Origin of the sequence: Mesorhizobium sp. XAP4 (assembly GCF_029269325.1) — a bacterium.
GTDB classification, from domain to species: domain Bacteria; phylum Pseudomonadota; class Alphaproteobacteria; order Rhizobiales; family Rhizobiaceae; genus Mesorhizobium; species Mesorhizobium ciceri.
The window spans coordinates 701,638-713,730 of sequence record NZ_JARIXW010000001.1; the positions used below are offsets into that span (position 1 = coordinate 701,638).

The 12,093-nt window shown below is 63.7% G+C and carries 12 protein-coding genes; 10 read left to right on the plus strand and 2 right to left on the minus strand.

The features are described from left to right. The first annotated feature begins 107 nt into the window (after nucleotides 1-107). Both P3C39_RS03650 and P3C39_RS03655 read left to right on the plus strand, forming a co-directional pair. Nucleotides 108-1,004, plus strand: coding sequence for an NAD(P)-dependent oxidoreductase (locus tag P3C39_RS03650; protein ID WP_013530858.1), 897 nt, complete (start codon nucleotides 108-110; stop codon nucleotides 1,002-1,004). 308 nt (nucleotides 1,005-1,312) lie between these two features. Then, a complete protein-coding gene (locus tag P3C39_RS03655; protein WP_024501538.1) occupies nucleotides 1,313-2,089 on the plus strand; it encodes a FadR/GntR family transcriptional regulator in 777 nt (258 codons plus the stop codon). A 14-nt stretch (nucleotides 2,090-2,103) separates the two neighbouring features. Here P3C39_RS03655 and P3C39_RS03660 read toward each other — a convergent pair whose 3' ends face one another. After that, the gene (locus P3C39_RS03660; RefSeq protein WP_027160693.1) at nucleotides 2,104-2,394 is read right to left on the minus strand and encodes a DUF3175 domain-containing protein; all 291 of its coding nucleotides are present in this window, start codon (nucleotides 2,392-2,394) and stop codon (nucleotides 2,104-2,106) included. Nucleotides 2,395-2,564: 170 nt separating this feature from the next. Here P3C39_RS03660 and P3C39_RS03665 point away from each other — a divergent pair, with 170 nt between their 5' ends. The 8 genes from P3C39_RS03665 (at nucleotide 2,565) to P3C39_RS03700 (ending at nucleotide 10,835) form a co-directional block, all read left to right on the plus strand. Continuing rightward, nucleotides 2,565-3,794: an MFS transporter gene (locus P3C39_RS03665; RefSeq protein ID WP_064993866.1), complete on the plus strand. Its 1,230-nt coding sequence runs from the start codon at nucleotides 2,565-2,567 to the stop codon at nucleotides 3,792-3,794. A 21-nt stretch (nucleotides 3,795-3,815) separates the two neighbouring features. Continuing rightward, nucleotides 3,816-4,145 (plus strand): hypothetical protein, encoded by a 330-nt coding sequence (locus P3C39_RS03670; protein WP_275952687.1) that lies wholly within the window; start codon nucleotides 3,816-3,818, stop codon nucleotides 4,143-4,145. 98 nt (nucleotides 4,146-4,243) lie between these two features. Continuing rightward, the gene (locus tag P3C39_RS03675) at nucleotides 4,244-5,272 is read left to right on the plus strand and encodes a LacI family DNA-binding transcriptional regulator (protein ID WP_024501536.1); all 1,029 of its coding nucleotides are present in this window, start codon (nucleotides 4,244-4,246) and stop codon (nucleotides 5,270-5,272) included. Nucleotides 5,273-5,572: 300 nt separating this feature from the next. Continuing rightward, nucleotides 5,573-6,700: a sugar ABC transporter substrate-binding protein gene (locus P3C39_RS03680; protein ID WP_013530863.1), complete on the plus strand. Its 1,128-nt coding sequence runs from the start codon at nucleotides 5,573-5,575 to the stop codon at nucleotides 6,698-6,700. A 79-nt stretch (nucleotides 6,701-6,779) separates the two neighbouring features. Continuing rightward, on the plus strand, nucleotides 6,780-8,327 hold the full coding sequence (locus P3C39_RS03685; RefSeq protein ID WP_024501534.1) for a sugar ABC transporter ATP-binding protein: 1,548 nt from the start codon (nucleotides 6,780-6,782) through the stop codon (nucleotides 8,325-8,327). Continuing rightward, the gene (locus P3C39_RS03690) at nucleotides 8,324-9,304 is read left to right on the plus strand and encodes an ABC transporter permease (protein ID WP_013530865.1); all 981 of its coding nucleotides are present in this window, start codon (nucleotides 8,324-8,326) and stop codon (nucleotides 9,302-9,304) included. The genes P3C39_RS03685 and P3C39_RS03690 overlap by 4 nt, the downstream gene beginning before the upstream one ends. Next, complete coding sequence (locus P3C39_RS03695; protein WP_013530866.1) at nucleotides 9,301-10,287, plus strand: ABC transporter permease; 987 nt, start codon at nucleotides 9,301-9,303, stop codon at nucleotides 10,285-10,287. Before P3C39_RS03690 ends, P3C39_RS03695 begins: the two co-directional genes overlap by 4 nt. Nucleotides 10,288-10,289: 2 nt before the next feature. Then, nucleotides 10,290-10,835, plus strand: coding sequence for a gluconokinase (locus P3C39_RS03700; protein WP_027160689.1), 546 nt, complete (start codon nucleotides 10,290-10,292; stop codon nucleotides 10,833-10,835). Here the strand turns inward: P3C39_RS03700 and P3C39_RS03705 are convergent. Then, nucleotides 10,830-11,981: a hypothetical protein gene (locus tag P3C39_RS03705; protein WP_275952688.1), complete on the minus strand. Its 1,152-nt coding sequence runs from the start codon at nucleotides 11,979-11,981 to the stop codon at nucleotides 10,830-10,832. The genes P3C39_RS03700 and P3C39_RS03705 overlap by 6 nt on opposite strands. Nucleotides 11,982-12,093: the final 112 nt, after the last annotated feature.

The following is a 12,093-nucleotide window of genomic DNA, read 5'->3' on the forward strand; positions in this document are numbered from 1 at the left end:
TGTTGCAATGATTGATGTCAGGCGCTGCCGTTTTGCAGGCGTGGGTGGTTGCGGATGGCGATATTGTCTGACAATACACATAAATTCCTGAGGATGTGGAGAGCAAAATGACGAAGCGGATCATGTTCACCGGCGGCAGCGGCAAGGCCGGACGCCATGTCGTCCAGTATCTGGTCGAGCAAGGCTGCCAGGTGCTCAACATCGACACCAGGCCGCTCGACAACCCCAAGGTGCGCACGCTGATCACCGACATCACCGACAGCGGGCAGGTGTTCAACGCACTGTCGAGCTATATGGGCCTGCATGAATTCGACCCCTCGCTGCGTCCGCAGCCGGTCGATGCGGTGGTGCATTTCGCCGCCATCCCGCGCATCATGATCACCACCGACAACGAGGTGTTCCGCATCAATGCGCTCGGCACCTACAATGTCATCGAGGCGGCAGTTAAGCTCGGTATCCGAAAGGTAATCATCGCCTCCAGCGAGACCACCTATGGGCTGGTCTTCGCCAACGAGCCGCGCGATCCAAAATATTTCCCGCTCGACGAGGAGTATGACGTCGATCCGATGGACAGCTATGCCTTGTCCAAGGTCGTCAACGAGAAGACGGCGCGGGCCTTCGCGCAGCGCAACGGCACCGACATTTATGCCCTGCGCATCGGCAACGTCATCGAGCCGCACGAATATTCGCTGTTTCCGAAATGGTTCGCCGATCCGGGTTTCCGCAAGCGCATCGCCTGGAGCTATGTCGACGCGCGCGACCTTGGCCAGATCACGCTGCGCGCCATAGAGAAGGACGGGCTCGGCTATCAGGTGTTCAACGCGGCCAATGACGACACCTCGTCCGACCTGCCGACAGCCGAACTCTTGAAGCGGTTCTACCCCGGCGTGCCGGTCAAGGCCGAACTCGGCGAATACGAGACGCTGCTCTCCAACCGCAAGGCGCGTGACGTGCTGGGCTTCCGCCCGGAGCATAGCTGGCGCAAATACGTCAAGCAGGCCTAGGCATGTCGACACTCAGGTGATGCCGGCCTGCGAATGATGGCTTTCTGCGCTTCCGGCCTTCGCCGGCCGAAGCACTTAAGAGTGGTCGTGGCAGTCAAGGCTACGGCCGGCGTAGGCCGGTGCTCACGTACCCAAAAGTACGCTGCGCTCCGGTTCTCGAAATCCATCATTCTCGGCTCGGCCTGACCTGAATATCGACATGCCAATCAAGCGGCGGATCGGGGCTGATCTGTGCACAGCGGGCAGCTTTGCGATGCAAGCCGCTTGCTGCGCTTGACAGCCTGCTTAATACGGACTTTCTGGACCCCATGCGGGACGCGAAGCCGAACAAGGAAAAATCGTTGGGGAAAGCGGCCTCCGGGGACCGTCCGGGCGGCGTTCGCCGGGCGGACGCCGCGCGTATTCCCGGCTCCAGCGTCCACGCCTCGCTGGCCAGTGAAATTGGCCTCAGGATCGTGCGCGGCGATTATCCGCCTGGCACCATCCTGCCCAATGAAGCGAAATGGTCGGAGACCTTCAGCGTCAGCCGCTCGGCGGTGCGCGAAGCGATCAAGATGCTGATGGCCAAGAGCCTTTTGGCCTCACGTCCCAAGATCGGCAGCTGGGTCGAGCCGAAGGAACGGTGGAACCTGCTCGATCGCGATGTGCTGGCCTGGTACGCGACGTCGCCGGATCGCGAAGTGTTCCTCAAGACGGTGCAGGAATTCCGCCATATCATCGAGCCGGAAGCGACCGCGTTCGCCGCGATGCGAAGAACCGACGAGCAGATGGCCGAGATCAGCCTGGCCTGCCGTGAGATGGGCGCGGCGACGAGCCTGCAGGAGCGGACCCGCGCCGACACGCGCTTCCATCTCGCCATCCTGCGGGCTTCGGGCAACGACCTGCTGGTGCCGCTCGGCGTACTGATCGAATCCGCCTTCGATCATCTCTTTGCCTATACGACACGGGAGATCGACGATCTCAACCACGCGCAGAAGCTGCACGAGGCGATCGAGAAGAACATCCGCCTGCAGCGCCCCGACGCGGCGCGCAATGCTGTGCGCAAATTGCTCGCCAACACAGACGGCGTCATCCGCGCCCGGTAGGGCTGGACGGGCCGCTAATCATCCTTGTCACGTCCGAAGGCGCTGCGCAGCTCGCCCTTGGCGTCCTCAAGCACTTTTTTGCGCGCGGCAGGCAAGTTCTTGCCGGCTCGGTTGATGTAAAAATTCAGCATCGACATGGCGGATTGGAAAGGCTCGGCCTTGCGCCTGTGGCTGTGTTCGGCGGATCGTTTCAGCGAGGCGGCGATCTTCCTGGCGTCGTCGGATTCGAAGACGTGATCCTCAAGATCCATTGCGTTGCTGTGCTCGGTCACCTCGGCCGACCATTTTTTCCTGGTGGCGGTCATCGCAGGACTCCTTTGCGGGGTGGGTTGCCGGGAAACTCCGCACATCGGCATCGGTTCCGCCCTGGCTCTGGAGCCACGGATTTGCCCGCTGTGGCGCTGCTGCGGCCTGAGAATGCGCCGATAGTGGCGCAAACGGCAGCCGATCTCCGAGACCGCCGACAGGAAACGCCTTGACCCGAACCGACAGCCTCCAGCCCGGCCCCGGCATCGACAGCTCCTATGCCTGGATGCGGCTTGCCATCTCGATGCTGCTGGCGACGATCGGCGCCGTGGGCATGTGGGCTGTCGTCGTCGTGCTACCCGCCGTGCAGGCCGAGTTCGGCGTCGACCGCGCCGCGGCGTCCATGCCTTACACGGCGACCATGGTCGGTTTCGCCGCCGGCAACGTGCTGGTCGGCCGCGCCATCGACCGGATGGGTTACTGGATCCCGGCGCTGATCTCTTCGATTGCGCTTTCCGCCGGCCTGCTGCTCGCGGCGCTATCGACCTCGATCCTGCAATTCACGCTTGCCCAGGGAGTGCTGATCGGTATCGGCACGTCGGTGATCTTCGGGCCGCTGATCGCCGATATCTCGCACTGGTTCAACCGCCGTCGCGGTGTTGCGGTCACGGCGGCGGCGGCCGGCAATTATCTTGCCGGGGCGTTGTGGCCGACCATCATGCCGACGCTGATGAAGGCGGAGGGCTGGCGCTTCACCTATGCGGCAATCGGCATCTTCTGCCTGGTGACAATGGTGCCGCTGGTGCTGATGCTGCGGCGCGGTGCCCCGGCGGCGGCCGTCGCGGGTTCGCCCGGAAGCCGGTCGGTGCAGCCGATCTCGCTGTCGCCGGCGGCCTTGCAGGTGCTGCTGGTCGTCGCCGGGCTCGGCTGCTGCGTGGCGATGTCGATGCCGCAAGTGCATATCGTCGCCTATTGCATGGACCTTGGCTACGGCGTCGCACATGGCGCCGACATGCTGTCGATCATGATGGCGGGCGGCGTCGTCAGCCGGCTGGCTTCCGGCTTCCTCGCCGACCGTATCGGCGCCGTGTGGACATTGATGATCGGCTCGGTCCTGCAGTGCCTGTCGCTGCTATTCTACATCCCGTTCGACGGGCTTGCCTCGCTCTATGTGGTGTCGCTGGTGTTCGGCCTGTCGCAGGGCGGCATCGTGCCTTGCTACGCGATCATCGTGCGCGATTACATGCCGGCCAACGAGGCCGGCCAGCGTATCGGCATCGTCATGATGGCGACCATCTTCGGCATGGCGATCGGCGGCTGGATGTCGGGCTGGATCTACGATTTGACCGGCTCTTATGCGGCTGCGTTCCTGAACGGCATTGCCTGGAATATCTTGAATATACTGGCTATCGTTCTGTTATTGTGGCGGTCGCGGCGATCATTGACGGTTGCAGCTTAAGCCTTATTCCGGGCGCACAAAATGCATCTCGATCTTCACGGTAAGCCCATTCTTCTAACAATAGCGGTGTGGGCCTGCACCGCGGGATGCTTCGCAGGCGCCGCCGCAATTTTCTATTCGATTATCCTGGTGCTCGGCAGAACCGGGGCGCTTGTAGACACTACTGAGGAAAGATCACTTGGTTGGAGCGAGCGAGCCGGCCGCAGGAATAGCCGTTTCAACAGATTTCTTGTTGCTGACGAATTCCGATCGCTTCGCAAGCTCCTGTTTGGAGCATGGGCCGGATTTTTAGTCTCGTTTGTTCTTCTTTCTCTGCTGATTTTTCTCTTTGGGGAGCGGACATTGACCTAGCGTCGAGAAGGAAGCGCGCGGATAAATATCCCACTTTGACAACATATGACGGCTGCGGGCGCGATGGCTTCCGATCTGTATCTTGCGAGGACTCGATTTTGACCAAGCCGCGCACGCGCCGGGGCGGCGGCCGCCCGACCATCGCGGATGTCGCGCGCAAGGCCGGCGTCGGCGCCATCACCGTGTCGCGCGCCCTGCGCGAGCCGGAGCGTGTCTCCGAAGAGTTGCGCCGCCAGATCCAGGCCGCCGTCGACGAACTGGGCTACGTGCCGGACCCGAATGCCCGGGCGCTGGCCTCGGCGCGCGCCGAGGTGTTCGGCGTGCTGGTGCCGTCGCTTACCAACAACGTCTTCGCCGAGGTGGTGCGCGGCATCTATGACAGCCTGTCGGCCAGCCCGTTCCGCATCCAGCTTGGCAACACCCACTATTCCGGCCTCGAGGAAGAGCGGCTGCTGCAACTGTTCGGTTCGCAACGGCCAGCGGCGCTGATCGTCGCCGGCATCGATCAGACGCCGGCTTCGCGAAAGCTGCTGGAAAGTGCCGGCTGCCCTGTGGTGCAGGTGATGGAAACCGGTCCCGATCCGGTCGACATGATGGTCGGCTTCTCGCATCTCGATGGCGGGAGGGCGGCGACCGAGCATCTGATCGAGGCCGGCTATCGCCGCATCGGCTTCATCGGCGCGCGCATGGATCCGCGTTCGCAGCGGCGCCTTGCCGGCTATCGCGCGGCGATGGAGGCCGCGGGCCTGTTCGACCCGCGCCTCGTCACCACCACGCCGGTGCTGTCCAGCGTGTCGCTCGGCCGCGAGATGTTCCGCGACGCGCTGGCCAAGGTGCCGACACTCGACGGGGTGTTCTGCAACAATGACGACATCGCGCTCGGCGTCTTGTTCGAATGCCATCGCGCCTCGATCGCGGTGCCGAAGACGATCGGCATCGTCGGTTTCAACGATCTCGACATGATGCAGGTGGCGTTTCCTTCGGTCACCAGCATCCGCACCCATCGTTATGAGATCGGCCGGCGTGCCGTCGCCATGGCGCTTGCTGCGATCGCCGGCAAAAGACCGGAGCAACGGATCGTAGACCTCGGTTTCGAGCTCAAGCGCCGCGAGAGCACGGCGCGTTGAAACGCACAGAAGCGACTGTGCGAATGCCGGTTTACACGCCAATTTGGTAGCGCTACCATCTCCTACAGGCAGGTGCATGAACGACAGGTCGCACCTGTTTATTATACATAAGCGACAACTAATACTTGTTTATTATGGATAATATGATAGTTTTCGCCCCGCTGGCGGCGACAAGGGAGGTACCGGGTCGGCCATCACGGGCGGCCGAGGAAGCGCATGACGAGGCGGAGGTGCCGGTCCATCGCGCGAAAATTCGCATTGCGAAACGAACAATCAGAACTGCAACCGGGAGGATTATCGATGATCAAGTCACTTGTTGGTGGCGTCGTTGCCGCCACTGCATTCGTCATGCTCAATTCGGCCGCCATGGCCGCCGGACCCGAAATCGTGTCGGGTCCCGCCGCTCAGGCGGACTGTTTCGCGCCGTGGAGCGCGGAGACCAAATTCTTCAAATATCCCAAGAAGGAAGGGCCGTTCCGCATCGCCTTCGCCAATGGCTATATCGCCAACACCTGGCGCATCCAGATGGTGCAGACGGCCAAGGCCTACGCCGCGCAACCTGAAGTCAAAGCCAAGATCAAGGAATTCAAGGTCGTCTCGACGGGCGAGGACGTGCCGGCACAGATCTCGGCGATCAACAATTTCATCGATTCCGGCTATGACGCCATCGTCACCGACGCCCAGAACCCGACGGCCTTCGGTCCGGTCATCAAGCGTGCCAAGGAAGCGGGCATCGTGCTGGTCGCCTTCGACAACATTCTCGACACCAAGGACGCCATCAACGTCAATGTCGATCAGAAGGGTCTTGGCGAATTGTGGGCCAAGTGGCTGGTCGGCAAGATACCGAACGGCGGCAAGATCCTGGAAGTGCGCGGCGTCGCCGGCACCTCCGTCGACACCGATCGTCACAACGGCATCCACGAGGTCTTCGATGCGTCCGGCAAGAAGTGGGACGTGACCGAAGTCGCCGGCAAATGGGATGACGGCGTGGCACAGAAGGTGACCGCGGATGCGATCGCCACCAACGGTCCGTTCGACGGCATCACCGGGCAGGGCGGCGACACCGGCATCGTGCAGGCGATGATCGACGCCAAGCATCCGTTCGTGCCGTTTGGCGGCGAGACCGAGAACGGCTTCCGCAAGTTCTGCGCCGCGCATTCAGCCGACGGGCTGAAGTGCTCGTCCGCGGGCTCGGGCCCGGCTCAGGTCGCCGTCGCCATCAAGACCGCGATCGCCGCACTCGAAGGCGAAGTCGTGCCACAAGAGGTGAAGCTGCCGCTGGCGATCGCCGAAGACCCGAACATGAAGGAAGGCACGGATTACTTCCCCAAGGAATCCGACAATTTCTTCGTCGGCAATTCCTTCCCGACCTGCGGCATCAATTTCAGCGCCCAGGAAATCATGGGTCAGACCAAGGAAAACCAGTAAATCATCGCTGGCTGTCACCTGGCGCCGCGGCTTGAGCCGCGGCGTTTGTCTCAATTCCACAATCGCCCTGGGAGGGCCGATGGACGGTGCGGCTCCGCTCTTTCGTATGGAAGGCATATCCAAGCGCTATGGCGGTGTACGCGCGCTGGAGAAGGCCGAGCTTGTTGTCGAAGCCGGCAGCATCCACGCCATTCTCGGCGAAAACGGCGCCGGCAAGTCGACGCTGATCAAGGTCATGGCAGGTGTCGTGGCGCCCGATGAGGGGCGCATGACGCTGGACGGGCGCGAGGCGACCTTCGCTTCTCCGGGTGCCGCCAACAAGGCCGGCATCGTCTGCATCTTCCAGGAACTGTCGCTGGTCCCCGAGCTAAGCGTTGCCGACAACATCGTCATTTCCGACCCGCCCAAACGCTTCGGCATGATCGACCGCAAGGCGCAACGCCGCATCGCCGAAGAAGCACTTGCTCGTGCCGGCGCCGCCGACATCCACCCGCTGGCGCTGGTCAAGGACCTGCCATTGTCGCGCCGGCAGATGGTCGAGATCGCCAAGGCATTGGCACGCAAGCCGCGCATCCTCATCCTCGACGAGGCGACCTCCGCGCTGACTGCCGCGGATGTCTCGAAGATCTTCGCGGTGCTCAAGCGGCTGCGCGCGGAAGGGCTGGCGCTGCTTTACATCTCGCACCGCATGAACGAGATCGCCGAACTGGCGGATCAGTGCACGGTGTTCCGCAACGGCCGCAATGTCGCCAGCTATCCAGCCGGCTCGAAGAGTGACAATGAGGTGGTCGAACTGATGATCGGCCGCGAATACAGCCATATCTTTCCGCCCAAGCCGACGGCCGTGCCTGCCGCCGCGGCCCCCAGGCTCGAGGCCCGCAAGCTCTCATGGGCCGACCGGCTGCACGACATCTCGCTGACCGTCAGGGCAGGTGAGGTGGTCGGCCTTGGCGGCCTCGACGGCCAGGGCCAGCGCGAATTGCTGCTCGCCTTCTTCGGCGTGCTGCGCGGCCTCAGCGGCCAGATCCTGATCGACGGCAAGCCTGTGTCGATCACCAGTCCATCCGTTGCGCGCGACGACGGCATCGGCATGGCGCTCATTCCCGAGGACCGCAAGACCGAAGGGCTGATGCTGCCGATGACGGTGCGCGAGAACCTGTCCTTCGCCGCCCTCGACCGGCTGTCGAAAGCCGGCATCATCGACCGTGCCGCCGAGCAGCGGCTGATCGACGACATGGTCGGCCTTTTGGCGATCAAGACGGCGGGCCTCGACATTCCGGTCGGCGCGCTTTCGGGCGGCAACCAGCAGAAGGTGGTCATCGCCAAATGGCTGATGCGCCAGCCGCGCATCATCCTGCTCAACGATCCGACGCGCGGCATCGACGTCGGCACCAAGCAGGAGCTGTACCAGCTGATGCGCAAACTGGCCGACGCGGGTGCTGCGATCCTGTTCTACTCGACCGACTATGACGAGCTGATCGGCTGCTGCGACCGTGTGCTTGTGCTCTACGACGGAGCGGTCAAGCGCGAGCTGGTCGGCGCCGAGATCACCGAGCGGGCGCTGATATCAAGTGCGCTCAACATCCATGGCGAGGACAGCCCGGTGGGCCTGGGAGTGGGCGCATGAAGGATTGGCGCTACTGGCTGGCCGAGCAGCGCGGAACGCTGCTGGCGTTCGGCATCTTCATCGTCATGTTCGTCATCTACACCTCGAACCATCCGGCCGGCTTCACCGCCAATGTGGTGCAGACGGCGGCCAACAAGGGCGTGCTGCTCGCCTTCGTCGCCATGGCGCAGACGCTGGTGGTGATCACCGCCGGCATCGACCTGTCCGTCGGCATGATTTTTCTCCTCACCAACTGCCTGGCTTCGTGGCTGGTGGTGGGAACGCCGATGCAGACGACGCTCGGCGTCATCGCCGTGCTGGCGGTGGGACTGCTGTGCGGCGCCATCAACGGCGCCATCGTCATCTATGGCCGGCTGCAGCCGATTGTCGCCACCATTGCCACAGGCGCCGTCTATTACGGCATCGGCCTGTTGCTGCGGCCATTTCCGGGCGGCTCGGTCAATGAGGACCTGGCCGATGCGCTGACCGGCCGTGTGTTCGGCGTGGTGCCGGCAAGTCTCGTCGTGCTGCTGGCCATCGTGCTGGTGATCTGGGTGCCGTTCAGCCGCTCGGTGCTTGGCCGCGCCGCCTACGCGGCAGGCTCATCGGAGACGGCGGCCTACATGTCGGGTGTGCCGATCCGGCGCGGCAAGTTCGCCGCCTACACGCTGGCCGGCCTGCTGGCGGCGATCGGCGGACTGTTCCTGACCTTCTTCACCTATACGGGTGAGGCGGCCTATGCCAGCGGCAACTCCTACACGCTGTTTTCGATCGCCGCCGTGGTGCTCGGCGGCGTCTCGCTGTTCGGCGGCAAGGGCAGCGCCATCGGCGCCATCTTCGGCGCACTGGCTTTCCGCACGATCGGCGACTTGTTGTTCGTCTTCGATTTCGATCCGCTCTGGCAGCCGCTGTTCCAGGGCGTTATCCTGCTGGTCGCCGTCAGCCTCGGCGCCTTCGCCCTGTTTCGGGTCCGCAACCGGCTGGAGTGGTTCCTGTGAGCGAAACGACGCTTGGCGGCATTGCCGGCCGCATGCCAAGATTCATCCGCCGCGCCGATCCGGCGGTGCTGACGGCCTTTGCCTGCATCGTGCTTTTGCTGTTCTTCGGCAGCCTCTATTCCAGAAGCTTCCTGTCGCCTGAATATCTCCTGCAGCAACTTAAGGTGGCTTCATTCCTCGGTGTCATCGCCACCGGCATGATGCTGGTCATCCTGCTCGGCCAGATCGACCTGTCGGTGCCGTGGGCGGTGGCGGCGGGCGCCATGATGGCCTGCGCCGCGGCGGCGTACGGCCCGGTCGGCGTGGCGTTGGCCATCCCGTTCGGCATCATCTGCGGCATGCTGATCGGCGTCGTCAACGGCATCGGCGTCGCCTATCTGCGCATCCCCTCGATGATCATCACATTGGCCACCAACGCTGTCGCGCAAGGGCTGATGGTGGTCTACACCGGCGGCTTCTCGCCGCAGGATTCGGCGACGGGCGCGATGCGCTACCTGGCGACCGGTTTCGCCATTCCGGGCGTGCCCAACGCCGTCATCATCTGGGCGCTGATCGGGGCCGCGATGGTGTTCGTGCTGACGCGGACCGGCTTCGGCCGCACCGTCTACGGCATCGGCAACCGCGAGCGCGCGGCCTATCTCTCCGGCATCGACACAAGGCGCGTGGTGATGATCGCCTTCGCCGTCTCCGGCGGGCTCTCGGCTTTCGGCGGCGTGCTTCTGGCCGGCTATGCCTCCAAGGCGGCGCAGTCGATGGGCGACGCTTATCTGCTGCCGTCGATCGCCGCGGTGGTGCTTGGCGGCACCTCGATCCTGGGCGGGCGCGGCTCCTATCTCGGCACTGTCGCCGGTGTCATCCTCATCACGTTGCTGCAATCCATCTTGTCGGTCATGCAGATGCCGGAGGCGGGGCGGCAGATCATCTACGGTGTCGTCATCGTCGCCATGCTGCTGCTCTACGGCCGCGCGCCGGCAAGCCGCTGACAGTGGACGAAGCGGCAGCACAGGCGCCGACGAGCGCCCCCGGCTCGGTGCCGGCCATCGTGGTTATGGGCGTCGCCGGCTGCGGCAAGTCGGCGGTGGGCGTTGGGCTTGCCGCCGCTCTGGGCGTTACCTTTATCGAGGGCGACAGGCTGCATCCTCCGGAAAACGTCGCACGCATGGCAAGCGGCGAGCCGCTTACCGATCAGCTGCGCGAAGGCTGGCTCAACGCGATCGGCGAGCGCATCGCCGCGTCGGTGGGGCAGGGCAACGGCGTGGTCGCCGCCTGCTCGGCGCTGAAGCGCAGCTACCGCGATCGGCTGAGCGGCTTCTGCCCGGAAATCGTCTTCCTCTATCTGGAGATCGACCCTGGTACGGCTAGGCAGCGCGTCGGCAGCCGCAAGGGCCACTTCATGCCGGCGAGCCTGGTCGACAGCCAGTTCGCCATCCTCGAGCCGCCGGCTGCGGATGAGCGCGCCTCGAAACTCAATGCCACACGCCCGGTCGGTGAGCTCGTCGCCGCCGCGGTCCGCCTGATACGCCGGTCATGAGCCTTCATCCATTCCGATGCCGATGCTGTCCGAGACCTCGGTCAGCCGCTGCCGGCGGGACCACGTCAGCATCTGCTCGGGGTAGAGCTTCAGCGCTTCCAACAGGCGGTCGCGCTTGAGCAGGATGTAGTGCGCCTGCACAGTCATGTTCTTGGCGCCATCCCTGGCCATGTCCGTTGCCGGGCTGACAGATGCCTCCGGCGTCAGCTCGGGGCTGAGCACGGCCCGGTATTCGATGAAGGGAACCACTTCGAAGGTCGACATGGCAAACAGGGCTGTCCTGCCCCTGGCGGCAAAATTCGCCGGCGCCGAGGCGAGATGCGTCCAGCCGCTTTCGCCCATGGCTGCCTCGGTGAAGGTCGTGCCGGCGTGGACGGTGTTGGTCATCGTCACCACGCCATTCTGCTTCAGGATCTTCTGGATGCGGATGGTGACCTGATAGGTGTCGTCGCGGCCAAAGACGACCCGGCTTTTCAGGAACCGGTTCTCGACATTGATCAGCGGCGGATTGAGGAAACGCAAGCCGAACGCCGATTCGGAAATACCGTGGGTGTTGACGCTCACCTGATGCGCTTCGATACCGGCCTCGTACAGCGCGCGCTTGCCGATGATGGTCTGGGCGGTGAACTGATCGCACCAGAGGATGGCGCCGTGGCCGCGCTGCAAGGCCGACCGCAGCCCCGCCAGCCCCTCCAGCCGGATCATCGGCGACCAGCGGCCGGCCACCAGATGAGCGGCGAGCTGCAAGCGGCGGCGGTGGCGCGCTGCCAGCAATCCCTCGAACAGCTTGCGTGCATCGATACCATCGCCCAGCACCGCGAGCGTGGCGGCAGCGTAGGCCGGGAATTCCTTGCGCATATGGCGCTTGAGGCGAAACCTCGATACGCGGCCGCAGATCGGCGCCCACCATCGCACCGGCAGTGCCCCCGCCACCACGAGATAGAAGATAGACAGCAGGCCTTCGCGAAGATCCTTGTTGGAAAAGCGGCGAAGCCGGCCAGGGCGAACCAGCTTGCGGCTGAAGAAGCGTACATCCTCCGCCCGTTCCGGGACGAAGACGTCTGCGATGATTTCAGTGCGGAAACTGGCTGCCGATGGCAGCTTGCGGGCGGCCTTGCGGGATTTTTCTAACCACCACAGCCTCATCGGTCCAGCCCGTTCTTCGAACCCCGCTTTACTGCGTCGGCTTGGGCCGTGCAAGGTCATGTCCGCGCTCAAGACTTCTGCAGATTTCGCTTGCCCTAGACTTGAGACAAGC

Coding starts and splice junctions, on each gene's coding strand:
- P3C39_RS03680 (WP_013530863.1), top strand. CDS start 5,573: ATGATCAAGTCACTTGTTGGTGGCGTCGTTGCCGCCACTGCATTCGTC.
- P3C39_RS03660 (WP_027160693.1), bottom strand. CDS start 2,394: ATGACCGCCACCAGGAAAAAATGGTCGGCCGAGGTGACCGAGCACAGC.
- P3C39_RS03690 (WP_013530865.1), top strand. CDS start 8,324: ATGAAGGATTGGCGCTACTGGCTGGCCGAGCAGCGCGGAACGCTGCTG.
- P3C39_RS03655 (WP_024501538.1), top strand. CDS start 1,313: ATGCGGGACGCGAAGCCGAACAAGGAAAAATCGTTGGGGAAAGCGGCC.
- P3C39_RS03685 (WP_024501534.1), top strand. CDS start 6,780: ATGGACGGTGCGGCTCCGCTCTTTCGTATGGAAGGCATATCCAAGCGC.
- P3C39_RS03705 (WP_275952688.1), bottom strand. CDS start 11,981: ATGAGGCTGTGGTGGTTAGAAAAATCCCGCAAGGCCGCCCGCAAGCTG.
- P3C39_RS03670 (WP_275952687.1), top strand. CDS start 3,816: ATGCATCTCGATCTTCACGGTAAGCCCATTCTTCTAACAATAGCGGTG.
- P3C39_RS03650 (WP_013530858.1), top strand. CDS start 108: ATGACGAAGCGGATCATGTTCACCGGCGGCAGCGGCAAGGCCGGACGC.